21 protein-coding genes are annotated in these 24,350 nt (G+C 55.7%); 14 read left to right on the forward strand and 7 right to left on the reverse strand.

What is annotated here, in order from left to right:
* Nucleotides 1–21: 21 nt before the first annotated feature.
* A complete protein-coding gene (gene rimL / locus ACSPHG_RS11145; RefSeq protein ID WP_435953532.1) occupies nucleotides 22–576 on the forward strand; it encodes a 50S ribosomal protein L7/L12-serine acetyltransferase in 555 nt (184 codons plus the stop codon).
* Here the strand turns inward: rimL and ydcK are convergent, their stop codons facing one another.
* On the reverse strand, nucleotides 577–1,506 hold the full coding sequence (gene ydcK, locus ACSPHG_RS11150; RefSeq protein ID WP_435953533.1) for a YdcK family protein: 930 nt from the start codon (nucleotides 1,504–1,506) through the stop codon (nucleotides 577–579).
* Between the two features lie 113 nt (nucleotides 1,507–1,619).
* On the opposite strand from ydcK, the gene tehA reads away from it, so the two are divergent.
* The 3 genes from tehA (at nucleotide 1,620) to ACSPHG_RS11165 (ending at nucleotide 4,601) form a co-directional block, all read left to right on the forward strand.
* Nucleotides 1,620–2,612 carry a dicarboxylate transporter/tellurite-resistance protein TehA gene (tehA, locus tag ACSPHG_RS11155; protein WP_435953534.1) on the forward strand — a complete coding sequence of 331 codons (993 nt, stop codon included), beginning with the start codon at nucleotides 1,620–1,622 and terminating at the stop codon, nucleotides 2,610–2,612.
* A complete protein-coding gene (gene tehB, locus ACSPHG_RS11160) occupies nucleotides 2,612–3,205 on the forward strand; it encodes a tellurite resistance methyltransferase TehB (RefSeq protein WP_435953535.1) in 594 nt (197 codons plus the stop codon). Before tehA ends, tehB begins: the two co-directional genes overlap by 1 nt.
* A 733-nt stretch (nucleotides 3,206–3,938) precedes the next feature.
* A complete protein-coding gene (locus ACSPHG_RS11165; RefSeq protein ID WP_435953536.1) occupies nucleotides 3,939–4,601 on the forward strand; it encodes a DUF3313 domain-containing protein in 663 nt (220 codons plus the stop codon).
* A gap of 48 nt (nucleotides 4,602–4,649) precedes the next feature.
* Here the strand turns inward: ACSPHG_RS11165 and ACSPHG_RS11170 are convergent, their stop codons facing one another.
* The gene (locus ACSPHG_RS11170; RefSeq protein WP_435953537.1) at nucleotides 4,650–5,555 is read right to left on the reverse strand and encodes a DMT family transporter; all 906 of its coding nucleotides are present in this window, start codon (nucleotides 5,553–5,555) and stop codon (nucleotides 4,650–4,652) included.
* 176 nt (nucleotides 5,556–5,731) lie between these two features.
* Here ACSPHG_RS11170 and ACSPHG_RS11175 point away from each other — a divergent pair, with 176 nt between their 5' ends.
* On the forward strand, nucleotides 5,732–6,604 hold the full coding sequence (locus ACSPHG_RS11175; RefSeq protein ID WP_435953539.1) for a helix-turn-helix domain-containing protein: 873 nt from the start codon (nucleotides 5,732–5,734) through the stop codon (nucleotides 6,602–6,604).
* Here the strand turns inward: ACSPHG_RS11175 and ACSPHG_RS11180 are convergent.
* Complete coding sequence (locus ACSPHG_RS11180; RefSeq protein ID WP_435953540.1) at nucleotides 6,584–7,750, reverse strand: benzoate/H(+) symporter BenE family transporter; 1,167 nt, start codon at nucleotides 7,748–7,750, stop codon at nucleotides 6,584–6,586. The genes ACSPHG_RS11175 and ACSPHG_RS11180 overlap by 21 nt on opposite strands.
* Nucleotides 7,751–7,847: 97 nt before the next feature.
* On the opposite strand from ACSPHG_RS11180, the gene ACSPHG_RS11185 reads away from it, so the two are divergent.
* Nucleotides 7,848–8,375, forward strand: a complete 528-nt coding sequence (locus ACSPHG_RS11185; RefSeq protein WP_435953541.1) for a helix-turn-helix domain-containing protein — start codon at nucleotides 7,848–7,850, stop codon at nucleotides 8,373–8,375.
* On the opposite strand, the gene ACSPHG_RS11190 is transcribed toward ACSPHG_RS11185, so the two are convergent.
* Together ACSPHG_RS11190 and ACSPHG_RS11195 are read right to left on the reverse strand one after the other, a co-directional pair.
* On the reverse strand, nucleotides 8,366–9,301 hold the full coding sequence (locus ACSPHG_RS11190; protein WP_435953543.1) for an ABC transporter substrate-binding protein: 936 nt from the start codon (nucleotides 9,299–9,301) through the stop codon (nucleotides 8,366–8,368). The genes ACSPHG_RS11185 and ACSPHG_RS11190 overlap by 10 nt on opposite strands.
* A complete protein-coding gene (locus ACSPHG_RS11195) occupies nucleotides 9,301–10,383 on the reverse strand; it encodes an LLM class flavin-dependent oxidoreductase (protein ID WP_435953544.1) in 1,083 nt (360 codons plus the stop codon). Before ACSPHG_RS11195 ends, ACSPHG_RS11190 begins: the two co-directional genes overlap by 1 nt.
* Nucleotides 10,384–10,572: 189 nt before the next feature.
* Between ACSPHG_RS11195 and ACSPHG_RS11200 the strand changes: the two genes are divergently transcribed.
* The 8 genes from ACSPHG_RS11200 to ACSPHG_RS11235 all read left to right on the forward strand — a co-directional run bounded on the left by ACSPHG_RS11200 (nucleotide 10,573) and on the right by ACSPHG_RS11235 (nucleotide 19,869).
* Nucleotides 10,573–11,184: a cysteine dioxygenase family protein gene (locus ACSPHG_RS11200; RefSeq protein WP_435953546.1), complete on the forward strand. Its 612-nt coding sequence runs from the start codon at nucleotides 10,573–10,575 to the stop codon at nucleotides 11,182–11,184.
* Complete coding sequence (locus tag ACSPHG_RS11205) at nucleotides 11,181–12,749, forward strand: rhodanese homology domain-containing protein (RefSeq protein WP_435953547.1); 1,569 nt, start codon at nucleotides 11,181–11,183, stop codon at nucleotides 12,747–12,749. Before ACSPHG_RS11200 ends, ACSPHG_RS11205 begins: the two co-directional genes overlap by 4 nt.
* Nucleotides 12,750–12,890: 141 nt before the next feature.
* Nucleotides 12,891–14,861, forward strand: coding sequence for a peptidase U32 family protein (locus tag ACSPHG_RS11210; RefSeq protein WP_435953548.1), 1,971 nt, complete (start codon nucleotides 12,891–12,893; stop codon nucleotides 14,859–14,861).
* Nucleotides 14,862–15,278: 417 nt separating this feature from the next.
* The gene (locus ACSPHG_RS11215; RefSeq protein ID WP_435953550.1) at nucleotides 15,279–16,148 is read left to right on the forward strand and encodes a crotonase/enoyl-CoA hydratase family protein; all 870 of its coding nucleotides are present in this window, start codon (nucleotides 15,279–15,281) and stop codon (nucleotides 16,146–16,148) included.
* 260 nt (nucleotides 16,149–16,408) lie between these two features.
* Complete coding sequence (locus ACSPHG_RS11220) at nucleotides 16,409–17,146, forward strand: hypothetical protein (protein ID WP_435953551.1); 738 nt, start codon at nucleotides 16,409–16,411, stop codon at nucleotides 17,144–17,146.
* 124 nt (nucleotides 17,147–17,270) lie between these two features.
* Complete coding sequence (locus tag ACSPHG_RS11225; RefSeq protein WP_435953552.1) at nucleotides 17,271–18,008, forward strand: YopT-type cysteine protease domain-containing protein; 738 nt, start codon at nucleotides 17,271–17,273, stop codon at nucleotides 18,006–18,008.
* A 56-nt stretch (nucleotides 18,009–18,064) separates the two neighbouring features.
* Nucleotides 18,065–18,856, forward strand: coding sequence for a YopT-type cysteine protease domain-containing protein (locus tag ACSPHG_RS11230; RefSeq protein ID WP_435953553.1), 792 nt, complete (start codon nucleotides 18,065–18,067; stop codon nucleotides 18,854–18,856).
* Between the two features lie 221 nt (nucleotides 18,857–19,077).
* On the forward strand, nucleotides 19,078–19,869 hold the full coding sequence (locus ACSPHG_RS11235; RefSeq protein WP_435953555.1) for a hypothetical protein: 792 nt from the start codon (nucleotides 19,078–19,080) through the stop codon (nucleotides 19,867–19,869).
* A gap of 109 nt (nucleotides 19,870–19,978) precedes the next feature.
* Here ACSPHG_RS11235 and pdeR read toward each other — a convergent pair whose 3' ends face one another.
* Together pdeR and ACSPHG_RS11245 are read right to left on the reverse strand one after the other, a co-directional pair.
* On the reverse strand, nucleotides 19,979–21,970 hold the full coding sequence (pdeR, locus tag ACSPHG_RS11240) for a cyclic di-GMP phosphodiesterase (protein WP_435953556.1): 1,992 nt from the start codon (nucleotides 21,968–21,970) through the stop codon (nucleotides 19,979–19,981).
* Between the two features lie 345 nt (nucleotides 21,971–22,315).
* Entirely contained in the window at nucleotides 22,316–24,250 is a 1,935-nt protein-coding gene (locus tag ACSPHG_RS11245) for an exoribonuclease II (protein ID WP_435953557.1), read from the reverse strand.
* Between the last annotated feature and the right edge of the window lie 100 nt (nucleotides 24,251–24,350).

Raw genomic sequence — 24,350 nt, forward strand, 5'->3', positions numbered from 1 at the left:
ACGAAACCCAGGAGAAGCCCCTTGCAAGACGTTGAAAACTGGCAGGATGAAGTGATTGCCCTTGACGAAAACCTCACGCTGCGTTCGGTGAGCGAAAAATACGTCGACGATATATTTGAGCTGGTGCGCAAAAATCAGCGCTGGCTGCAAAAGGCGATGGAGTGGCCGCAGTACGTCACCAGCCGCGACGACTCGCTTAAAACGGTGCAGGGGAACTACATTTTGCACCATCGCGGCTACGCCAAAATGTTCCTTATATACCGCGATGAGCAGATGATTGGCGTGTTCTCATTCAACCAAATCGAGCCGACGAACCGGACGGCGTACATCGGCTACTGGCTTGACGAAGACTGTCAGGGGCAGGGGGTTATTTCGCGCGCGCTGGAGGCGGTTATCGCCAAATATGCCAGCGAAGGAAGCGTGCGCCGCTTTGTTATCAAATGCATCGTAACTAACGAAGCCAGCAACCGGCTCGCCGTTCGCAACGGCTTCACGCTTGAGGGCCGCCTGCGCCAGGCGGAGTATTTGAACGGCGAGTATCACGATCAGAATATTTACGCGCGGATTGTTGAGTAATCAGAAGACGCCATAAAACGGCGTGCGCGTTACCCGCTGCTCGCCGTTGATATCCTTGATGCCGCGAACGTGCAGCGGCTCATCGTTCAGCCCGTCTACGACGGCGTTATCGTAAATCTGGACGTTGTTTTCGATAAGCACGTTGCCGGTGACGCGCGCGCTGCCGTAGATCTGCACGTGGTTGTCGAGCAGGATCGGGCCGCCTGTCAGCACGGCGTTATCGAAAACGCACACCTGATGCTTCAGCACGCAGTCGCCTTCTATTACCGCATTGCCATACACCTGCGAAGAGTAGCGAACGGTTGGGATCTGGTCATCGCCGCTGCCCGCCACGATGCGGGCATTATCAAAAACGCGCGCGCAGTCGCAGATCCAGATATTGTTTTCCTCGTTGCCTTCCAGCACGGCGTTGCCAAAAACTTCCGCACGATGTTCGATAAACGCGTTGCTGACCGTGGCGTTGCCGTAAATCTGCGCCTGATGCACCACGCGCGAGGCGGTGACGGTTGCGCTGCCGTAGATTTGCAGCAGCTGGTCGCGGTCTGCGGTCAGCCCGCGCACGGCGATGATCTGGCAGCCGTCCAGAATTCGCGCCTGGTCATAAATAAAGCATTCGCCGCTGACCAGCGAGTTTTCAACCACCGCGCTCCCGGCGACGTGCGCCTGATGGCAAAGGGTAGATTCACCGCGAATCTGCGCGTTATCCTTCACGTCCGAGCCGCCAAACACCCGCGTTTCGCGATCGTAAATCCAGCAGTCGCCCAGCTGGCTAAGGTTTTCTTCGCATTCAAGCCAGCCGCCCAGCTGCCCGGCTTTTACGTCGCCGAAGTCGCGCAGCGCGCGGATCTGCCAGAGCCTGACCTGCTGCTTAATGCCGTCCTGGAGGTAGTCGTGAAGCTGTGAATCTTCGGTTAAAGCGTACTTAGTCATCCGTTTGCCCCTTTCAAACCCTGCTTAAAACGTAGCAGGTAAACGGCGAGCGTGGCGTTCCGCTGCGGAATCGCATAAAATGCATCTAAAATACATTTTAAAAAATAAACAAAATGAATAAATCTGACGCCCGGACGATTGTCAATCTGCCCGCGGGCTACTTTGGCATGGTGCTCGGCATTATCGGCATGGGCTTCGCGTGGCGCTACGCCGCGACTACTTGGCCGGTAAGCCCGCTTATCGGCGAGGCGCTGGAGGCTCTGGCGATGCTGGTGTGGCTGCTGCTGGCGCTGGCATTTGTATACCGGCTGGTGAGGCATCCGCAGACGGTAAAAGACGAAATCCTGCACCCGCTGACGAGCAGTTTTATTAGCCTTTTCCCGGCGACAACCATGCTGGTTGCCATCGGCGTTGCGCCTTACCTTCGCCCGCTGGCCGTCGGCATGTTTGCGTGCGGGGCGGTGGTGCAGCTTGGCTATGCTGCCTGGCAGAGCGCCGGACTGTGGCGGGGGAACTTCCCGCAGACCGCCACCACGCCGGGCCTGTATCTGCCCACCGTGGCGAATAACTTTATCAGCGCGATGGCCTGCGGCGCGCTGGGCTACCACGATCTGGGGATTTTGTTTTTAGGGGCGGGCGTGTTTTCATGGCTCAGCCTGGAACCAGCCATATTGCAGCGCATGCGAAGCGCCGGGGAAATGCCCGCGCCGGTGCGCACCTCGCTCGGCATTCAGCTTGCTCCGGCGCTGGTGGCCTGTAGCGCCTATCTCAGCGTCAACGGCGGCCAGACGGATTTCTTCGCGAAGATGCTTTTCGGCTACGGGCTGCTTCAGCTGCTGTTTACGCTGCGCCTGTTCCGCTGGTATACGGCGCAGCCGTTTAACGCCTCGTACTGGAGCTTCTCGTTCGGCATTTCGGCGCTGGCAACCACCGCGCTGCATCTTAGCCACGGCAGCAACGATGGCCTGTTTTCGGCCATCGCCGTGCCGCTGTTTATCTTTACTAATGTGATTATCGGCCTGCTGCTGGCGCGCACGTTTATTTTGCTCATCAGGGGAAAGCTCATCGTGCGTACCGCCCGGCCCGCAAAGAAGAAGGAAGTGTGATGACTCAGGTTTCAGAAAACTACTACAGCGAAAAATACGGTTTAACCCCAACGCATTCCGACGTGGTCAACGCGGCGACGATCGTCCCGCCCGGCAGGGCGCTGGATCTCGGCTGCGGCGGCGGACGCAACAGCCTGTATTTGAACCAGAAAGGCTTTGACGTTACGGCGTGGGATAAGAACACGTTGGGCATCGCTAATCTGAATAAGATTATCGAAGCCGAAGGGCTGAAAAATATCCGCACCGATATCGTCAACCTGAACGAACTGCGGTTTGACGGCGAGTACGACTTTATTCTGTCGACCGTGGTGATGATGTTCCTTGAACGCGACGCCATTCCCGGCCTTATCGCCAACATGCAGCGCTGCACAAAAGCGGGCGGCTATAACCTGATCGTCGCGGCGATGGATACCGAAGACTTCCCGTGCACCGTTGGCTTCCCGTTTGCGTTTAAAGAAGGCGAGCTGAGTGACTATTACGCAGGCTGGGAGCGTGTGAAATACAACGAGGATATCGGCCAGCTGCATAAAACCGATGCCGAAGGGAACCGTATCAAGCTACGTTTTGCAACGATGTTGGCCCGTAAACCTTGAGTGAGTGAACGTCGGGTGGCGCTGACGCTTAACCGATCGACGTTTCAAGGTGTGAGATTTTGTCGGGTGGCGCTAACGCTTACCCGACCTACATTTCACGGTTTGTGATGTTGTCGGGTGGCGCTGACGCTTACCCGAGCTACGTTTCAAGGTGTGAGATTTTGTCGGGTGGCGCTAACGCTTACCCGAGCTACGTTTCACGGTGTGAGATTTTGTCGGGTGGCGCTGCGCTTACCCGACCTACGTTTCACGGTTTGTGATGTTGCCGGGTGGCGCTGCGCTGACCCGACCTACGTTTCACGGTTTGTGATTTTGTCGGGTGGCGCTGACTCTTACCCGAGCTACGTTTTGCAGTTTTGTAGGGTGGATAAGCGTCTGCGCCATCCACCGATTTGCCAGGATGCAGACGTAATAATTGCTAATGAAAAAGATACCCTCGCACAAAAGGCGGATATTTTTCCGCCGCTAAAAATTCCCGCTACGGCTTTTTATTGATAATTAATTGACTGCATGAATGCTTGGCGTGAAAACATAATTTTATTAGAGGGTATTGACGATCACTCCGAAAATAGAGTGATAAAAAAGCTTTAAATTCAAACAGCTGATTAGCACTGCGTGCTGAAATATTTCGATTTAAATCCCACTTCTGCACTATTTTTCTTTGCCGCATGGTTTAGCCAGATCCGATTTGCTATAACTGAAGAGCTTATATGCAAATTACAGGGATTCATTAATGCGTACTTCTCTCATTTTTAAAGCTGCCTGCTTGACCGGCCTGCTGGCGCTTGCCGGCTGTTCATCAAAAGTCACCTCCCCGGAAAAATATTCCGGCTTTTTAAAAGATTACTCCGGCCTGCAGGAGACTAAATCTGCTACCGGTAAAACCGTGATGCGTTGGGTCGATCCGAATTTTAAAACCAGCAACTACGACAGCCTGGTCTATAACCCGGTGACCTACTACCCAATTCCAAAACCATCGACCCAGATTGGCGAACAGACGCTGAACCAGGTGCTGGCCTATACCAACACCAAGCTGAAGGCGGCCGCCGCAGAGCGTAAACCGCTGGTGAGCAAACCGGGCCCGCGCAGCCTGATCTTCCGGGGCGCAATTACCGGCGTGGACAGCAGCAAAGAAGGCCTGCAGTTCTACGAAGTTATCCCTGTGGCGATGATCGTTGCCGGTACGCAAGCCGCTACCGGCCACCGTACTATGGAAACCAACCTCTATTTTGAAGGCGAGCTGATCGACGCGGCAACCAACAAGCCGGTGATGAAAGTTGTGCGTAAGGGCGAAGGTAAAACCGTCAGCAACGAAAATACCAAAGTGACGGCGGATACCCTGAAACAGGTTATCGACGACATGGCGACCGACGCCACCATGTTTGATACCAAATAATTGTTTTAACTTTGAGAGAAGGGAGCCAGATGGCTCCCTTTTTTTTATTCACGCCACACGCCTGCGCCACGGCCACGCTTTAAACATTCCCGGCTTTGAAAACATCACCAGGTTGCCGACCAGAATCATCGCAAGGCCAATCACCGCGTTGCTGTGCCAGACGTAGCCTTCGTACACCGTCGAAAGGCTCAGGGCGACAAGCGGGAAAAGCAGCGTGCTGTACGCCGCCTGGCTGGCACCGATACGGCCAACCAGCGTGAAGTACGCGCCGAAGGCGATGACCGAGCCGAAAAGGGCGAGGTAGAAAAGCGAGCCGAGGTAGCGCGCGGTAAATTCCGGCATAAACGAATCCCCGCGCGCCAGCGCCACCATGCCCATAATCACCGTGCCGTAAAACATGGCGTAGGTGTTGGTCGACAGCGTTTCCAGCCCGCGCCGCTGGTGGCGGGTGCTGATCATATTGCCGATGGAAAAACCAAACGTTCCCAGCGCGCTCAGCCCGATGCCCATCAGCAGCTCAGGCGCGAGCCGCGTGGCGACAAGATCGTGCCAGAAGAGCGCCACCACGCCCGCGATCCCCAAAACTGCCGCAGGCAGCAGGTTGGCGTGCGGGCGCTGGCGGAAAAACAGCATGCTGTTAAACGCGTTAAACAGCACCGCCATCGAGAAGATCACCGACTCCAGACCGGAGCTGATGTACGCCGCCGCGTGGTAGAAACAGTAAAAGTTAAAGCCGAAAACGCACGCGCCCTGCAGCATACAAAAAAGATGATCGCGCAGGCTGATGCGGCGCAGTTTGCCTAACGCCCGCAGCACCACAAACATCACGCCAGCCGCCACGGCAAAGCGCCAGAAAATCGACACCGGTGCCGACACCACTCCCTGCTGCATGTAGATCGCAAGCCAGGTCGTTCCCCAAATAACCACCACCAGAATATAGAGCAAAGCGTTCATGTTGTTATCTCCGTCGAACCGTGGCGACAGTCTGCCGATAACCACAGGCCCGCGCTTTCACCGTCCTGCGCGACTTGCATATTCTTGCGCATTTTTTTGTTCCGTGGAGGTTAATGGCTGGTAACAAACTGCGGCTCTCCTTACACTAGCCTTTTCCCCCGAGCGACCCGAAAGCCATGAGCCAGCCGTACAATGCCTTTGAAAATCTGCGCAGGCACAACGCCAGTCTTAACGACAGCGTGCAGCTCAGCTCGGGCATTATGCTGGCTGCCTGGTCCAATCAGGACGATCGCGTTACCCAGTGCAGCGACCACCACACGCTGAGCCTGTATATCAACAACGGCTATGAAACCTACCAGAAAACCCCGGCAGGCTGGAAAAACGGCGGCGGGCCGGACAGGTTTTGCCTGATGCCCGAAGACGATGAAACGACCTGGGATATCCGTAACGACTTCTCGTTTGTGCACCTCTACTGCACGGACGAACATCTGCGCAATATCGCGGAGCAAATCTGGGACCGTAGCCCGTCGAGCCTCCAGGTGGATAAAAAAATCTTTGCCGAAGACCCGCGCATCACCCAGCTTTATCGCCACTTTTTATTAAGCAGCAGCTGGCAGCAGAGCGCCAACCATATGACGCTGAGCACGGCGTCAACCCTGCTGCTGACCCATCTGGTGCAAAACTACAGCAGCGTACAGTGGAAGCTACCCGCGGTGCGCGGCGGCCTGGCCCCGGTGGTGCTGCGCAATATTCAGGCATACGTTGAGGAACATCTTAGCGAGCCGCTGACGCTCGCCGAACTGGCGCGCGAGGCAAGCTTGAGCGAATTTCACTTTGCGCGCATGTTCAAGCAGTCCACCCGGCTCGCCCCGCACCAGTACGTGATGCAGCGGCGCATGGTGCGGGCGGAAACGCTGGTGCGCCACAGCCCGCTGTCGCTGACGGACATTGCGATGGCGTGCGGGTTCAGCTCCGCCAGCCACTTCAGCAACCGCTTTAAGGCTATGCGCGGCGTCACGCCGTCCCAGCTACGCTCGGCGGGCCAGTGAAAACACCGCGTAGCAAATCCCACCAGCAACCAGCCCCCAGAATGCCGAACCGATTCCCGCAAGCGTCACCCCGGAAGCCGTAACCAAAAAGGTCACAATCGCCGCGTCGCGATCGCGCTCGTTGATAAGCGCCTGGTGCAGGCTGCCCGCAATCGTGCTCAGCAAGGCCAGACCGGCAAGGGTGTGGATAAACGCGAGCGGCAGCGCGGTAAGCAGGGCGGAAATCGACCCGCCGAACGCGCCGGCCAGCAGATAAAACACGCCCGCGCTTGCTGCGGCGAGCCAGCGTTTGGCCGGGTCAGGGTGCGCTTCGCTACCCTGGCAAATGGCGGCGGTGATGGCCGCAATGCAGATTGAGAACACGCCAAAAGGTGCGAGCAGCAGGGCGATAGCGGCGGTCACCACAATCAGCGGCGAGACGGGAATGTTGTAGCCGGAGGCCTTCAGCGTCGCCACGCCCGGCGCGTTTTGCGACGCCATGGTAACGAGGAAAAACGGCAGGCCGATCCCCAGCAGGCTGGCAACAGAGAAGTGTGGCGCGGTGAATTCCGGCAGCGCGACCCCCATCGGCACGCCTGCGGACGTAAACTCGCCCGTTATCAGACACACCGCGAGTCCCATAAGCAGCGCGGCCACCACGGCATAGCGCGGGGCAAAAGCCTTCGCCAGCAGCCAGCCCATCAGCATGCTCAGGCACAATAAAAAGTGACACTGTAACGACGTGAAGGTATCCAGCCCGAAGCGCAGCAGGATGCCCGCGAGCATCGCCGCCGACAGCGTAGGGGGAATGAGGCGCATCAGGCGTGCGAAAAGCCCCGTCGCGCCGCAGACCAGAATCAGCGCCGAGGCGAAGATAAAGACGCCCACCGCTTCGTTTAACGTGCTGCCGTGCAGGCTGGTCGCAAGCAGCGCCGCGCCCGGCGTGGACCACGCGGTCAGCACCGGCGCGCGATACCACAACGTGAGGGCAAGGGTGCTAACGCCCATGGCGATGCCCAGCATGGTCAGCCAGCCCGCTATTTGCGAGGCGTTGGCGCCCGCAGCGTCCGCCGCCTGCCAGATGATGGCCGCCGAGCTTGCGTAGCCCACCAAAACCGCGACAAAACCAGCGAGTACCGTGGGTAACGGAATCGAAATGGCGCGCATGAAAATCCCCTTTGTGCGTTATAGCGTCCGCAGGAATATAGCACCGTGCGTTATAGCGCACAAGCCGCTATACTTTGGCCGTTAACAAGGAGAAAAAATGGATATTGCCGCCCATCTGAGCGCGACGCTGAAAGCCTTAAGGCAGGCCAGGGGCTGGAGCCTGACGGTCACCGCCGAGAAAACGGGGGTGTCGAAGGCGATGCTCGGCCAAATCGAACGCAACGAATCCAGCCCGACCGTGGCGACGCTGTGGAAAATAGCCACCGGGCTGAACGTGCCGTTTTCGGTCTTTCTGGAGTCCGGCGAGCCGCCGGAGCGCCCGGTATTCGACCCGCAGAACAGCGATATGGTCGTCGTGCCGCTCTTTCCCTATGACGAGCAGCTGCGCTTCGATCTGTTTTCGATCACGCTTGCGCCGGGCGCGCTTAGCGAATCCTCGCCGCACGATGTCGGCGTGATTGAGCACGTCACGGTGATTAGCGGCGCGCTGGATATGCAGATCCACGGCGAATGGCAGACTTTACGGGCGGGAGAAGGGCTGCGCTTCGCGGGGGACGAAGCGCATGGCTATCGCAACAGCGGGCATGAGCAAGCGCATTTCCACTCGCTGATCCACTATCCCTGAGCCGGTACCTGGAACGCGTGGCTGAACGTCGGCGTGACCTGAATAGCTTTTGGCAGCAGGCTGGCGGCGTGGTAGAAGTCGGCGGTTTGCTGCTGCTGCGCCACCGTCGCGTTATCGATGGTTTGCCAGACCGAATGGCGGCGTTCAAACGACAGGCGGGCCACGTCCTCCGGGAAGCCGATGATTTTCGCCAGCGTTTTGCCGTACACGTCCGGATGCTGGTTCGCCCAAATCTGCGCGGCGTTCAGGCGCGTAAGGTAATCGGCGATAGCCGCTTTTTTCTCGCTGTCCGCAAGCGCTGAGTCGGTGGCCGCAAGGAACGTATTGCCGGACCACAGCCCGCGCCCGCTCACGGCAACGCGCAGTTTGTCCACGCTTTCGGCATAGGCGGTGTAGGGTTCCCACGTCGCCCAGACGTCAACCGAACCCTGAATCAGCGCAAGCTTGGCCTCGCTCGGTGGCAGAAAGCGGAAGGTGACGTCTTTGGCGCTCAGCCCGGCGGATTCCAGCGCCTTCAGCGCCACAAAATGCCCGATGGAGCCACGGTTGGTGGCGATGCTTTTGCCTTTCAGATCCGCCGCCGAGGTTATCGGGCTGTCGGGCCTGACCAGCAGCGCCGTGCCGTAGGCGTCTGATTTGCTCACGGCGATAGCCTTAGCCTGCGCGCCTGCGGCCACCGCAAACAGCAGGGGCGCGTCGCCGATAATCCCCACGTCGATAGCCCCGGCGTTTAGCGCTTCGGCCAGCGGCGCGGCGGCCGGGAACTCCGCCCATTCAATCTTGTAAGGCAGCCCTTCAAGCCGGTTGGCCGCCTCCAGCTGCGAACGCATGCCGCCTTTCTGATCGCCAACGTGCAGCGTTACTTCCGCCTGTGAAAAGGTGCTCCACAGCGCCAGGGCCAGCCCGGCAACCTTCCACTTATTCATCAGGCGCTCCTTGCCAGGCGGCGGGCGGCGACCTTTTCGCGCGTCAGCGGGATAAGCTCTTTGCCGTACTCAACGGCGTCGTTAAGCGGGTCGAAGCCGCGGATCAGGAAGCTGTCGATGCCCAGGTCGTAATAGTCGAGCAGCGCGTCGGAAACCTGCTCCGGCGTGCCGACCAGCGCGGTGGAGTTGTAGCCGCCGCCGACCAGCGCCGCGATGCCGGTCCACAGGCGTTTGTCGAGCCTGTCGCCCCGCTGCGCTGCCTCCAGCAGCCGCCTGCCGCCCACGCTTTGCGGCTTTTTAAGACCGTAGGTGTGGTGACTGTCGGCAAGGTTTTTGCGGGTCGTCTCGCGAATATATTCGGCCTTTTCCCAGGCTTCGGTTTCGGTTTTGCCGAGAATAGGGCGGAAAGAGATGTTGAAGCTAATGTCACGACCGTGCTGCCCTGCGGCCGCGCGAACCGCCTCGACGGTTTGGCGCGCGCCGGCGAGCGGTTCACCCCACAGCGCAAACACGTCCGCGTGCTTGGCCGCCACCTGAATCGCCTCGTCGGAGGAGCCGCCAAAGTACACCGGCAGGCGCGGCTGCACCGGCTTGACGGCAGAAAACGCCTGCTCGGCGCGGAAGAAACCGCCGGTGTGGTCGTAGGGCGCATCGCCGTGCAGGCTGTTGTTCAGCACGGTGAGAAACTCATCGGTGCGGGCGTAGCGCTCTTCTTTATTCAGCCAGTCGCCGTCTTTGCGCTGCTCGGCGTCGCTGCCGCCGCTGATGATATGCACCGCCAGGCGGCCGTCCAGCAGGTGGTCGAGCGTGGCAAGCTTGCGCGCCGCAAGCGTCGGGGCAACAAATCCTGGGCGATGCGCCAGCAGGAACTTAACCCGGCTGGTGTGCGCCCCGGCGTGTGCCGTCACGAGGAAACCGTCCGGTTGATCCGACCAGTAGCCGACCAGAATGCGGTCGAAATCCGCGTCCTCGTGGGCTTTGGCAAAACGGGCAATATAGTCTTTATCGAAGATCGGGCCGCTGGCGGGCAGGATTTCAGAGGCCAGGCGATGGCCAATCATGCCGAGGAATTGAACGCTCATTGCAGGTTCCTTATCGTTGTTTGTTTGCTCACCATAACGGGCGTGGCTGCGGGGCCGAAATGCGAATTCTGGCTATGCTTTGCCGGGTTAAGCCTATGCCGCTTTATGGATAACCTTTTGCTTTACCGGCATTTGGCGGCGGGCCAGAGGCTGGTAGTCTCGGGTTTTTAGCCATTCTGAGAGCACGCCATGTCCGCCTCATCCACCGCGCCGAACCTCGCACGGCTGCGCCATTTCCTTACCGAGTTCTCACGCCTGGTGGAGCACTTTCACCAGGAAAAACCGCTGCTGGAAAAAGGCCGCCGGCTCCTGTCCGAGCTGGTGCGCCACGACGACTGGCTGCCGGAGATCGCATCCGTCGCCCATCCCCAGCATTACCAGCAGCACCTGCTGTACGCCGATCCGCAGGGACGCTTTTCGGTGGTGAGCTTTGTATGGGGGCCGGGGCAGCAGACGCCGATCCACAACCACGGCGTGTGGGGGCTTATCGGCATGCTGCGCGGGGCCGAAACCAGTCAGTTCTACGCGAAGGTTAACGGCAGGTGGCTGCCCGAGGGCGAGGCCACGACGCTCAGTCCCGGCGAAATCGAAATCGTCACGCCCAGCGGCCAGGACGTACATCAGGTCAGCAACGCCTACGACGACCGGGTTTCCGTCAGCATTCACGTTTACGGTGCCAATATCGGCGCGGTTCATCGCCGGGTGTTCACCACCGACGGCGAGGAAAAATCATTTATCTCCGGCTATTCGGGCGCTTTCCTGCCGAACATCTGGGACCTGTCAAAAGAGAGGGCGGTATGAGTGAGTTACGACACTATGCGCAGCTGCGCGCGGCGCTGATTAATAAAGAAGAAGTGGCGTTAATCGACGTGCGCGAAGAGGCGCCTTTTGCCGCCGGGCACCCGCTGTTCGCGGCGAATTTTACGCTCGGCAAGCTGGAGCTGGAGGTCTACGCGCGCATTCCACGGCGCACCACGCCGATTACGGTTTACGACAACGGCGAAGGGCTTGCCGTTAGGGCGGTTGTGAAGCTGCGCGAGCTTGGCTACCGCGACGTGGCGCTGCTGGCGGGCGGGCTACAGGGCTGGCAGGAGGCGGGCGGCGAGCTGTTTATCGACGTGAACGCGCCGAGCAAGGCGTTTGGCGAACTGGTGGAGGCGAAGCGGCATACGCCGTCGCTCGATGCCGAAGAACTTCACCGGCTGCAAAAGCAGGGGGCGGATCTGGTGGTGCTGGACGTCCGGCGCTTTGACGAATACCAGACGATGAGCATTCCGGGCGGCATCAGCCTGCCGGGCGGCGATTTAGTGCTGAAGGCGCGGGCGCAGGTCAACAGCCACGACACGCGGATTGTGGTGAACTGCGCCGGGCGCACGCGCAGCATTATCGGCGCGCAGTCGTTGATTAACGCCGGGATCGCTAACCCCGTTGCGGCCTTACGCAACGGCACCATCGGCTGGACGCTGGCGGAGCAGGAGCTTGAGCATAACCAGGATCGTCAGGCGCAGGAAAGCACGGGCGAAGAGGCCGAACGCATCGCGGCCTGGGAGCTGGCGACCAGCGCGGGCGTCAGCTTCGTGGCCTGGAGCGACTGGCTCATCTGGCAGCATAACAGCGACCGCAATACCTGGCTTTTCGACGTGCGCTCGTTAGACGAGTATCGCGCGGGGCACCTGCCGGGCGCACGCTCCGTGCCGGGTGGGCAGCTGGTGCAGGAAACCGATCATTACGCCGCCGTGCGCGGCGGCAGGATAGTGCTGGTTGACGACGACGGGATGCGCGCGCCGATGGCCGCCTCGTGGCTTGCGCAGATGGGGTGGGAAGTCGCCGTGCTGGAAGCGGCCCGCGAGCTGTTTACCGAACGCGGTGACTGGCAGGCGCCGGTGCCCGCCGCGCCGAAAGTGGAGGAAATCTCCTCTGCTGCGCTTGCGGGCTGGCTCGAGCAGCCGGGCACTACGCTGCTGGATTTCACCACCTCTACCAATTTCCGTTCGCGCCACATTCCCGGGGCGAAATGGCTGGGCCGCAGCAGGCTCTGCGCCGCCGTTGCCAATCTCCCGGAACCCGAACGCTGGGTGGTTACCTGTGGGAGCAGCGCGCTGGCAAGGTTCGCCGTGCCGGAGCTACAGGCATTGTCGGGCCGCCCGGTTTACGTTCTGCAAGGAGGCACGCTTGCGTGGATCGCCGAGGGAAGACCGCTGGCCCACGGCCCGCAGGGCGAGCTGCATCTGCCGGAAGACCGCTACCGCCGTCCCTATGAAGGCACCGACGTGCCGCGCCAGGCGATGGAGGACTATTTACAGTGGGAATACGGGCTGGTTGCGCAGCTTGAGCGCGACGGCACGCACGGTTTTAACGTCATTTAAGGCGCTCGTGGCGGAGGGCGTTCGCGCCTTTCCGCCGCACTTTAAGTTTGTATAATATTCATACAAAACATCCCCTGTTTTTAGCCGTCCTTTCTGACTACAATAGCCGCCTTTCGCCTACATACAGAAAAACGACGAACTATGCGCCTGCACGCTAACCACCTTGAATTACTCAGCCCCGCCCGCGATACCGACATTGCCCGTGAAGCCATCCTGCACGGTGCCGACGCCGTATATATCGGCGGCCCCGGCTTCGGTGCCCGTCATAACGCCGGTAACAGCCTGCGCGATCTTGCCGAGCTGGTGCCTTTTGCCCATCGCTATGGCGCGAAGATTTTTGTCACGCTGAACACCATTCTGCATGACAACGAGCTGGAGCCCGCGCGGCTGATGATTCACGACCTTTACCAGGCCGGGGTGGACGCGCTGATCGTTCAGGACATGGGCGTGCTGGAAATGGACCTGCCGCCGATTGAGCTGCACGCCAGCACCCAGTGCGACATCCGCAGCGTGGAAAAAGCGAAGTTTCTCTCGGACGTCGGCTTCTCGCAGATCGTTCTGGCCCGCGAGCTAAACCTTGACCAGATCCGCGCCATTCATCAGAACGTTGACGCGACCATCGAATTCTTTATTCACGGCGCGCTGTGCGTGGCGTATTCCGGGCAGTGCAATATCTCCCACGCCCAGACCGGCCGCAGCGCCAACCGCGGCGACTGCTCCCAGGCCTGCCGCCTGCCGTATACCCTAAAAGACGACCAGGGCCGCGTCGTCGCGTTTGAAAAACACCTGCTGTCGATGAAAGATAACGATCAGAGCGCCAACCTGGCGGCGCTGGTCGATGCGGGCGTGCGCTCCTTCAAAATCGAAGGGCGCTACAAGGACATGAGCTATGTGAAAAACATCACCTCATACTATCGCCAGCTGCTCGACGAGCTGATGGAAAACCGCACCGACCTTAAGCGCGCTTCCGCAGGCGTGACGTCGCACTTCTTTATTCCATCGCCGGACAAAACCTTCCATCGCGGCAGCACGGACTACTTCGTCAACGAGCGTAAAATCGATATCGGCGCGTTCGACTCGCCTAAATTTATCGGCCTGCCGGTGGGTGAAGTGCTGAAGGTTGGTAAAGATCACCTCGACGTGACGGTGAGCGATGACAACACGCTGACCAACGGCGACGGCCTGAACGTGCTCATCAAGCGCGAAATCGTCGGCTTCCGTGCCAATACCGTGGAAAAGACCGCGAAAAACCAGTACCGCGTCTGGCCGAACGAAATGCCGGACACGCTGAAAAACCTTCGCCCGCACCATCCGCTTAACCGTAACCTCGACCACAACTGGCAGCAGGCGCTGCTGAAAACCTCGAGCGAGCGCCGCGTGGCGGTGGACATCGAGCTAACGGGCTGGGAAGAGCAGCTGGTGCTGACCCTGACCTGCGAAGACGGCGTTACCGTGACCCGCACGCTGGAAGGTCAGTTTGCGGTGGCAAACAACCCGCAGAAGGCCTACGACAGCCTGCGCGACGGCGTCGCCAAGCTGGGCCAAACGATTTATTCCGCGCGCAGGGTGAATATCGTCCTGCCCGCGCCGCTCTTCGTGCCAAACGGCCAGCTAAACCAGCTGCGTCGCGACGCGGTGGACGCACTGACCGAAGCGCGCGAGCAGCAGTACCAGCGCGGCACGCGCAAAGCGGTGTCCGTTCCTGCCCCGGTTTATCCGGAAGAGCATCTGACCTTCCTCGCCAACGTCTATAACCATAAGGCGCGTGAATTCTACCAGCGCTACGGCGTGAAGCTTATCGACGCCGCCTATGAGGCGCATGAAGAGAAGGGCGAAGTGCCGGTGATGATCACCAAGCACTGCCTGCGCTTTGCCTTTAACCTGTGCCCGAAACAGGCGAAGGGGAACATCAAAAGCTGGCGCGCCACGCCGATGCAGCTGGTGCACGGCGACGAGGTGCTGACGCTGAAGTTTGACTGCCGCCCGTGCGAAATGCACGTCATCGGCAAAATGAAAAACCACATCCTCAAGATGCCGCTGCCGGGCAGCATCGTGGCGACCATCAGCCCGGACGAGCTGATGAAAACGCTGCCGAAGAAGGCGAAAGGCTAGCTCTTTTCACATCTCGATTGAACGCTCACTCCGGTGGGCGTCATACTGTCGGCAAAGAAGGAAAAAGCGTGGTTTTTCCTTCTTTGTGTTTATCAGCCGAAAATCAGTGAAGTGATTTTCCTTTTTATTTTTCCGTGCAAAAAGCTCATTCCGTGGATCCATGAATTCTGCGATCTGTCTTACGCCCACTTCGGTGGGCGTTTTTTTTTGTCCACGACATTGGGACATATATAAATAATCTATGAGTTTCGTCATCTGAATTATCAAGCTGTGGGAAATTATCAGGGCAGAAAAATTGCCGCTTGTTGACGCCAACTGAGCCTAAAGTTTGCGCATGCAGGGCGGTAATTCGCTGCTTTGCAACGCGATGCGGGATTCCCCGCATCGTTTCCCCACCCTGAAACCCAGGATAAAAAGATGACTGTGATAAACCAACCAACCTGCAAACTGTTTACCGACGCTGCACGTTTCACCCAGCTTTCGGCCTATTACGAAGAAGAACGCCGCACGGTATGGATGATGCTCCGCGCACAGCCTCGTCCGTGCTTTAACCACGTTCTGATCGAGGAGATCATGAACCTGAGCTATCTGGTGCAAAGTTCAGGCTACGCGGTGGACTTCTGGGTTACCGGCTCCCTGGTGCAGGGGATGTACAACACCGGCGGCGACCTGCGCTTTTTCGTCGAGACTATCCAGCAGGGGCGGCGCGAGGCGTTGCGCGCCTATGCGCGTGCCTGCGTGGACTGCGTTCATGCGGCCTCTCGCGGCTTTGATACCGGGGCGATAAGCCTCGCCATGGTTGAAGGCAGCGCGCTGGGCGGCGGGTTCGAAGCCGCGCTTGCGCACCACTTTGTGCTGGCCCAGCGCGACGCGCGCATGGGCTTCCCGGAAATCGCCTTTAACCTGTTCCCCGGGATGGGAGGCTATTCGCTGGTGGCAAGGCGTTCGGGGATGAAGCTCGCGGAAGAGTTAATCTACAAAGGGGAGTCGCATACCGCGGAATGGTATGAGCAGCATGGGCTGGTGGACGTGCTGTTTGAGCCGGACCAGGGCTATCTCGCGACGCGGACGTTTATCGACACGCTACAGCCGAAGCTGAACGGCGTGCGGGCCATGCTGCGGGCGCGCCAAAGGGTATTACAGCTGCCGCGGGCCGAGCTGATGGATATCACCGAGGATTGGGTTGACGCGGCGTTTAGCCTCCAGCCTAAAGATATTGCCTATATGGAAAGGCTGGTGCAGTTGCAAAACCGACATACGTCGACGGTTTTGCGTAAAGCAAGTTAACTAATAATTAAAACCAGGGATCTTTAGATTCCTGGTTATTCACGGCGGGGGATTTTGGAATACAGGCAATTAACTTAATAAATGATTGGTTTGACAACGTTTGAACAATAATGTTAATAATTGCGCGCATAATCGCGCATGAATATATTTATTTGGTGAATGAAAACTTGTGGGGGTATCCGTATTTGCAATGGTTATGCAAAATACATGCGGATATAAGTTTTATATTTTGGATTAAAAATATTATAAAGGGGAAAGTGATGATGCAGAAACTTAACCAGTATATCAAATCTTCCGGCGGTTTTTTTAATGCTTTTTGTCAGGCCGATTTGCTTAATAAAAACAACTGGTGGGGAACCCGTTATGAAGATCGCTCGGGTGCCTGGGTTGGAAACAGTGGCCACAAAAACGCAGAAGGCCAGGTGGTTTATGGATTATCCGGCGCTTGCTATGGGTTATCCTGCGCCTATCTGATTAAGGGGGCGCAGTGGTCAGAGTTTGAACCATATATCAACACCCGTGCGGGACACAGCGTCATTCTGGGTATAATGAATTACCAGAAGCAGCATACCGCGATATTACGTGCGGTGAAAAGGTCGACGACTCTCAACGAACGATATAAAAAGAGAATACCTACAAATAAAGAAGCGGCTGAGATTGTCATGAAGACCAATGCCGATATTGTTTTTTCTAACTCTCAACAAATCCGCAGTATAGTCAGTCCCGAAGTAAGAGCAAAAATACTCATCGATAAACTAAAACCCGGTTACTGCTATGAGATTTCAATTTTTAGCACTCAGGCTAGGCATTCTGTCGCCGCGTGGGTAGAGAATAATGTTATCAAGTATTTTGACTCTAATTACGGTGAGATAACCTATCCTAATACCAAAGTGGGTTTGAACTCCTTGAAGGCAGCCTTAGGTATGATGTTTGCCGATTCATATAAGAACTTTAACGAAGTGACAATTCGAAGTTATAATTGGCGTGCTACGGCCTGATAAACCTTCATTAAAATACACAAATATATATTAAGTGAATGAAATTTTGCTGTCTTATCCGTGATTGCAATGGATATCGGGGCGTTATAATTTGCATTATAAAAAATAAAAATAGGTGATCGTTGTGTTGCAGAAGCTCATCCATCATGTTACGTCTTCTGGTGGTGTTTTTAATTATTTTAATCAGACTCTTTTGATCCGTAAGAATCAATGGCTTGGCACAAACTATAAAAATCTTTCAGGCGCATGGTTTGGTGATACTGGACATAAAAATGCTGATGGAGAGGTTTTTTATGGACTCTACGGGGTTTGCTATGGTCTTTCTGGCGCCTATCTCATTAAGGGGGGGCAGTGGTCAGAATTTGAGCCGTATATCAACAGTCGCGCGGGGCATAGCATCATTCTTGGCGTAATGAATTGCCAGGCACAGCGAACCGCGTTAGTTCGCGCAGTAAAAAATTCGAAGGCCCTGAAATCGCGATATAAACAGGGGATCCCTTCGGCTAAAGAATCGTTTGATATTATAATGAAAAGTGCTGGCGTTAATTATTATAGCTCTCAAGCTTTACCTATTATAAACAATGCCGAGTTAAGAATGAAAATGCTCGTCGACCAGCTTAAGCCAGGTTACGGCTATGAAATTTCATTTTATAGCTCTACGTCAGGACATTCTGTCGCTGCATGGGTAGAGAAAAACGTCATTAAATTCTTTGACTGTAATTATGGTGAGATAACCTTTCCAAATACCCTGGCAGGTCAGGCTGGTTTGAAGGTAGCCTTGGGGATTTTGGTTTCCAACGAATATAACGAACATAGCAGAGTGGTAATCGAGAGCTACCGCTGTCGTGCTATGGCTCGTTAGAATAAATTTCGTTTCAACGCTTGTGTTTTTAACTCATGTGATTAATGGTGATTAATATGATGGATAAGCTTAGTGAATATGTAAAGTCCACACGAGGGAGTTTTATTTACCACAATCAGGTGGTGTCTGTAGTTGATAAAAACAAATGGACGGGAACAAACAATAAAAATTTATCGGGGGCGTGGACCGGCAATAGCCATTTTAAAAACGATAAGGGGGAGGAGCTTTACGGTCTGCCGGGTGTTTGTTTCGGTTTAATTGCTGCCTATCTTATAAAAGGATATGACTGGCGTGAGTTTGAGAAATTCATAAACGCCAGTGAAGGACATCGGATCATTCTTGGCATCATGAATTACCAGGCGCAGCGCCCGTTATCGATTCGTTCTGCGAGATCTTCGAAGGAGAATATCCAACGTTACAAACAATCGATTATTACTAATCAAGAGGTTTTTAAAACCGTTGTAAAAGCTCGTGGCTCCGTTATTTATCAAGGGTATCGTAGCTTACCCAAAATAAATGATATTCAGGCAAGGGTAAAAATGATTGTCGATAATCTGGATGTGGGCTATTGCTATGAGGTCGGTATATATAGATTATCGAGCGAAAATATTCAGTGCGACGGTCACTCAGTTGCATTTTGGGTTGAAAGAAATGTCATCAAATTTTACGATCCAAACTTTGGTGAGATCAGCTATGCAAACAACCGGTCGGGCATTGACTGTTTTAAAGTGGCCGTTGAAATCATCTTTTTTGGTTATTATCGAGAGCATAAAGTTGTGGAGATGAGCCGCTTTGCTTCACCAGTCTTAACGCAGAAATGCCGCGGCAAACTTTCAACCCTGGTTTAATTTTTGTTTTTGAAGATAATGCGAAAGTGGCAATAGGTTATGGTTTTAAAAAATCATTGCAATATAGCCATTGCTCGAACACGGTAGGGCACGAGTTTAGCAAACAGGTCACTCTGCCGTTCGTTGATGCTGTGCTTGGTGAGAAAAGCGTTTTTTCCTGAAGGGTATGTGATGGTCACACTCACAATTGTGATTTAATTTATGTGATTAATGGTGATTGCATGATCAGTAAACTTAGTAAATATGTTAAGGCAACGCGCGGTCTTTTTATTTTTCACGATCAGGGAAGACTTATCGAAAAAAATAAGTGGGCGGGTACAAGCAATAAAAATTTATCGGGTGCATGGACCGGAAAGAGTGATTACAAAAATGATAATGGGGAGGAGCTTTATGGTCATCCCAATGGTGTATGTTACGGTTTAGTTGCCGCTTATCTTGTCAAAGGGTACGACTGGCAGCAGTTCGAAAGTTTTATTAATGCCAGTGAAGGTCATCGAATTATTCTTGGTATTATGAATTACCAGGCACAACGCCCGTTATCTCTTACTTCTGCAAGATCCACCGTGGAGGGTACCGCCCGGTACCAACAATCGATTATTTTTGTTGAAGAGGTCTTTAATATTGTAGTGAAGACCAGCGGCTCTGTTATCTATCAGCGCAGTCATAATCTTCCAATAGTTTTTGACGTTCGGCTAAGGGTAAAAATGATTGTCGATTTGCTTACCGTGGGCTATTGCTATGTGGTCGGGCTGCGTGCATTGCCTTCAGGGAAAAAAGTAGCCGGTGGTCACGCAGTTGCTTTTTGGGTCGAAAAGGAAATTATCAAATTCTACGACCCAAATGTTGGTGAGGTTAGTTATTTAAATACCTGGTCGGGTATTGATACTTTCAAGGCGGCCTTAGAAATTATCTTCCTTCGCTATTATAAAATGCATAATATGGTGAATGTCGATTGTTTTACTTCGCCAATTTTAACGCAGAACTGTTCCAACAGACTTGCGACCTTGGTTTAATTTGTGCTGGCAAAAATAAAAGTAGCGTCGCAGTATAATAACGCTTTAAAAAGGCGTTGCAATATAGCCCAAGCCCACAGGCTATATTGCAAATGAGATTAGCAGGGCGTTAACGCCCCGTTCTTGCCTGATAGCGCTTTAGCCAGCGTTCGAAGACCGCAGCGGGCATAGGTTTAGCAAACAGGAATCCCTGCCGTTCGTTGACGCCGTTCTTGGTTAGAAAGGCGTCTTCTTTCTGGCTCTCCACCCCTTCGGCAATAACCTGCAGGTTCAGCGCCTGGGCGACAGCGACAATCGCGCGCACCAGCGACTGCGATACGGATTGCTTATGGATGTCGCGCACGAAAGCCTGGTCGAGCTTTATGGCATCAATCGGGAAGCGGGCCAGTTGTGAAAGCGACGAATAGCCGGTGCCGAAGTCGTCCAGGTGGACCTGAGCGCCGAGCTTGCTGAACTGCTGTATGACCGACAGCGCCAGCTCTTCGTTTTCAATCAGGCAGCTTTCGGTTAGTTCCACGTCAATGGGGCAATATTCAAAATTGAGATCTTTAAGCGCCTGTTTGAGATCGCTAAAGATGGTTTGATCCGCCAGCTGTCTCGCCGATACGTTCACCGCCACGCGCAGGTTAATGCCCTTATCGCGCCATTTCGCTACCTGCTGCACCACGCTCAACATAACCCAGCGCCCGAGCGGCACGATAAGCCCGGATTCCTCGGCGTAGGAGATGAAATCCATCGGCGGAATCAGGCCGCGCTCCGGCGACTGCCAGCGCACCAGCGCTTCCAGGCTGCGCACTTCGCCGCGCCAGGTCATTTTGGGCTGATAGTGGATGACAAGCTGATCGTTTTCCAACGCCTTGCGCAGGTTGGTATCGAGCCATAAATACTCGAACACGCGCTGGTTCATCTCCGGGGAGAAGACGCAGAACTTACCGCGCCCGCTCTCTTTGGCGGTGTACATCGCGGTGTCGGCGTTGCGGATAACGCTTTCCCGGTCTTCGCCGTGCTGCGGGGCAAGCGAAATGCCCAGCGAACAGCCGGTGTAGACTTCAATCAGGCCGATACGGAAGGGCAGTTTTAAACGGGTCAGAATGCGCGAGGACATGGCTTCCAGCGTGGCCTGCGAGGTGTCCGTTGCCAGTACGATAAACTCATCACCGCCCAGGCGCGCCAGAATCTGGCCTTCCTCGAGGCAGCTCAGAATCGCCAGCGAAACGGCCTGCAAAAGCTGGTCGCCAAACATATGCCCGTAGGCATCGTTAACCTTTTTGAAGTTATCGAGATCGAGATAGACAATGCCCACCTGCGACTCGCCGCGGTTTTCGATGGCCGTGCTTATCAGGTCATGAATGGCGTTACGGTTCGGCAGGCCGGTAATCGTATCGGTATTGGCCAGCACGCGTAGCCGCTCCTGGGCGCGGCGTTCCTCGGTGATGTCGGTGCCCGAACAGATAAGATAGATTTCGTTTTTGCCGCTGCCGCTGTGTACGAACTTATTGCGGAACAAAAACAGGCGCTGCCCCTTGCGGGTTTTGATCCAGCGCTCGACCTCGTAAGAGTTGCCGTTGCGAAAAAATCCGCTGATGTTGCGGCGCGACGCGGCGGCCTCGCTGCGGCTCATAAAGAGTTTAAAGACGTTCTGGCCGATGACTTCCTGTTCTTTCAGGCCGGTGTACTCTTCGCTCAGCCTGTTGAAGCGCTGAATGTTTCCCTGTTTATCGAGAATGACGATAACGGAATTCGCCTCCGAGACCACCTGCTCGGCAAAAGAAAGCCCCTGCGCGAGATCGCGCGCAACGGAAGGGGTGTCATGCCACGCCGAGGCCGTTCCTGCCCACTCGCGCTTGGAAACTTTGCGCCCCACCAAGTGAACCGGCACTTCGCTGCCAAAAATAGAAATAGACATGGTGATGCTGGAGGTGATCACCGTCATCTGGCGGATATCGTCGGCCTGTTCCGGGCTAAGCGCGATGACCTGACCGGTATCCGCAGTTTCGCTGGTGGCGAGGTGTAGGGCATTGCTGTCTGAAAGCAAACGCCAGTATGGGCTGGTTGTCCCTAAATAACGGTAAAGCAGGTTCTGCTCCAACTCGTCTTTCATGCTCTCTCCTGAACCGGTGCATGGCGCGTCAGTTTACTATTTATATTAGCAACATAAAGTCAATCTGAGACTATCGGCAAGCGTTAAAAAATAGAGATATGTGTTAACCATCAGAAAAACGGAGCTAACTTGCATAAATTTTGGAAATTCCTCAGGCTCGACGGCGCGATAATTTCTAAGAAATGCTTATTAGTTCAGCTTTGAAATTATAATGAATGGCAATGGATTAGCGCAGCGGTATAACGTAACAGAAGGCAACAGGATAAGAATAGAGCAACAAAGAGGGAGATAGTGAAAAAGAAAAGGCTGAACAATTATTCAGCCTTTGTGATTAGTTATGGCGTTTTAGGCCGCCGGGCGAGCGATTACGCTGCGCGTTTCCATACGCACTTCGGCGATGGTCACGTCAATAACGTCCGTCACTTTGTAAGCCACTTCACCTTTGATCTGCACGGTGCCGTTTTCCTGGCTGCACACCATTTCGTCGCGTACCGCGTGGATGAACGGAGCCGGGATAAAGGCGACCGCACCGTTATCTACCAGGCGAGCGCGCATCCCACCACGGCTGACGTCGATGATTTCTGCGGCAAAGCGCGTGTCGGTACCGGCTTTGTCTTTCAGGAAGCGAGCGTACAGCCAGTCGCCCACGTCGCGTTCCGCCATGCGGTTCAGACGGCGGCGTTCGGCCATCTGCACCGTGGTTTCGGCCTGCGGACGGGCGGCGGATTCACCTTTAATGATCGCTTTCAGCAGACGATGGTTAACCATGTCGCCGTATTTACGAATAGGTGAGGTCCAGGTCGCGTAGGCTTCCAGGCCCAGGCCAAAGTGCGGGCCTGGCTCGGTGCTGATTTCGGCGAAGGACTGATAGCGACGGATGCGGCTGTCGAGGAAGCCCGTTGGCTGCGCGTCCAGCTCGCGGCGCAGCTTGCAGAAGCCGTCCAGCGTCAGCACTTCCTGTGCGTCAACGGTAAAACCGTGGCCCGCAAGCATGGTTGCCAACTGCTCGGTATTCGCTGGGTCAAAGCCGGTGTGCACGTTGTAGATGCCGAAGCCGAGCTTATCGCGCAGCACGACCGCTGCACAAACGTTGGCGGCGATCATGGCTTCCTCTACGATGCGGTTAGCGATGCGGCGCGGCTCGGAAACGATATCCAGCACTTCGCCTTTTTCGCCCAGCACGAAACGGTAGTCCGGGCGGTCTTTAAACACCAGCGCGTGATTATGACGCCATTCCCCGCGAGCCAGGCAAATGCGCTGCAGCAGTTTGATCTGCTGGGCGATCTCTTCACTGCCCGGCTGCCATTCGCCTTTCTCTTCCAGCCAGTCTGACACTTCGTCATAAACCAGCTTGGCTTTAGATTCGATGGTGGCGGCGAAGAAATGAATGTCGCTGCTGATTGCGCCATCCTGTTCGATAACCATACGGCAGGCGACGACAGGGCGGGTTTCGTTTGCGCGCAGCGAGCACAGGTCGTCAGACAGCTCGCGCGGCAGCATCGGGATGTTAAAGCCCGGCAGATAGTTGGTGAACGCGCGCACCTTGGCGATGTTGTCCAGCTTGCTGTCTTCGGCGATCCATGCGGTCGGATCGGCAATGGCAACGGTAAGCTGAAGTTTGCCGTCGGCGAGTTCTTCAACGTACAGCGCATCGTCCATATCCTGGGTACTGGCGCTGTCGATGGTGACGAAGTTCAGGGCGGTAAGGTCTTCACGCACCAGGCCATCGTCAAGCATTTCCGTTGCGACGCCGTCCGGCGCTTCGCGCTCGAGATTATGGCGAGAAAGCGTGACCCACCACGGCGCGAGGTGATCGTCGCCAAAGGTAATGTACTGGGTCAGCTCGGCGTAAAAACCGCGGTCGCCCTTGAGCGGGTGGCGCTTCATTTCAGCCACGGCCCAGTCGCCGTTCTGGAAATCATGCGTAACGTTACGGTCCGCGCGACACTGAATGGCGTCTTTTAACAATGGATGATCCGGCACGATAGAAAGACGGTCGTCTTTCTTCTGTACACGGCCAACGAAGCGGGTCAGGAACGGTTCGATAAGCGCTTCAGGCTCAGCGGTCTCCCGGTCTTTGTCCGTGTGGATCACGGCGCTAATGCGGTCGCCGTGCATCACTTTTTTCATCTGCGGAGGCGGAATAAAGTAGCTTTTATTAGCGTCAACCTCGAGGAAGCCAAAGCCTTTTTCAGTACCTTTTACCACGCCTTCAGCGCGAGGCGTCTGGGAATGCAGTTGCTGTTTTAGCTGCGCGAGCAGCGGGTTATCCTGAAACATATCGTTTAGTTTTCGTGGCCTAAGAGCGGCTGACAGTTTTACGCGAATCTGCCCTGCGCGGCAAGCGGTGTTTGCCGCAGTGACGCGCCGGATGCGGCAC

It is taken from the genome of Dryocola baronae (genome assembly GCF_051297175.1).
Classification (GTDB): domain Bacteria; phylum Pseudomonadota; class Gammaproteobacteria; order Enterobacterales; family Enterobacteriaceae; genus Dryocola.

Excerpts from the sequence above, each read along its gene's own strand:
- ACSPHG_RS11235 (WP_435953555.1), top strand. The coding sequence starts at position 19,078 with ATGATCAGTAAACTTAGTAAATATGTTAAGGCAACGCGCGGTCTTTTT.
- ACSPHG_RS11165 (WP_435953536.1), top strand. The coding sequence starts at position 3,939 with ATGCGTACTTCTCTCATTTTTAAAGCTGCCTGCTTGACCGGCCTGCTG.
- ACSPHG_RS11200 (WP_435953546.1), top strand. The coding sequence starts at position 10,573 with ATGTCCGCCTCATCCACCGCGCCGAACCTCGCACGGCTGCGCCATTTC.
- ACSPHG_RS11185 (WP_435953541.1), top strand. The coding sequence starts at position 7,848 with ATGGATATTGCCGCCCATCTGAGCGCGACGCTGAAAGCCTTAAGGCAG.
- tehB (WP_435953535.1), top strand. The coding sequence starts at position 2,612 with ATGACTCAGGTTTCAGAAAACTACTACAGCGAAAAATACGGTTTAACC.
- ACSPHG_RS11210 (WP_435953548.1), top strand. The coding sequence starts at position 12,891 with ATGCGCCTGCACGCTAACCACCTTGAATTACTCAGCCCCGCCCGCGAT.
- ACSPHG_RS11175 (WP_435953539.1), top strand. The coding sequence starts at position 5,732 with ATGAGCCAGCCGTACAATGCCTTTGAAAATCTGCGCAGGCACAACGCC.
- tehA (WP_435953534.1), top strand. The coding sequence starts at position 1,620 with ATGAATAAATCTGACGCCCGGACGATTGTCAATCTGCCCGCGGGCTAC.
- ACSPHG_RS11170 (WP_435953537.1), bottom strand. The coding sequence starts at position 5,555 with ATGAACGCTTTGCTCTATATTCTGGTGGTGGTTATTTGGGGAACGACC.
- ACSPHG_RS11245 (WP_435953557.1), bottom strand. The coding sequence starts at position 24,250 with ATGTTTCAGGATAACCCGCTGCTCGCGCAGCTAAAACAGCAACTGCAT.
- ACSPHG_RS11195 (WP_435953544.1), bottom strand. The coding sequence starts at position 10,383 with ATGAGCGTTCAATTCCTCGGCATGATTGGCCATCGCCTGGCCTCTGAA.
- ACSPHG_RS11215 (WP_435953550.1), top strand. The coding sequence starts at position 15,279 with ATGACTGTGATAAACCAACCAACCTGCAAACTGTTTACCGACGCTGCA.
- ACSPHG_RS11180 (WP_435953540.1), bottom strand. The coding sequence starts at position 7,750 with ATGCGCGCCATTTCGATTCCGTTACCCACGGTACTCGCTGGTTTTGTC.
- pdeR (WP_435953556.1), bottom strand. The coding sequence starts at position 21,970 with ATGAAAGACGAGTTGGAGCAGAACCTGCTTTACCGTTATTTAGGGACA.
- ACSPHG_RS11190 (WP_435953543.1), bottom strand. The coding sequence starts at position 9,301 with ATGAATAAGTGGAAGGTTGCCGGGCTGGCCCTGGCGCTGTGGAGCACC.
- ydcK (WP_435953533.1), bottom strand. The coding sequence starts at position 1,506 with ATGACTAAGTACGCTTTAACCGAAGATTCACAGCTTCACGACTACCTC.
- ACSPHG_RS11205 (WP_435953547.1), top strand. The coding sequence starts at position 11,181 with ATGAGTGAGTTACGACACTATGCGCAGCTGCGCGCGGCGCTGATTAAT.
- ACSPHG_RS11220 (WP_435953551.1), top strand. The coding sequence starts at position 16,409 with ATGATGCAGAAACTTAACCAGTATATCAAATCTTCCGGCGGTTTTTTT.
- ACSPHG_RS11230 (WP_435953553.1), top strand. The coding sequence starts at position 18,065 with ATGATGGATAAGCTTAGTGAATATGTAAAGTCCACACGAGGGAGTTTT.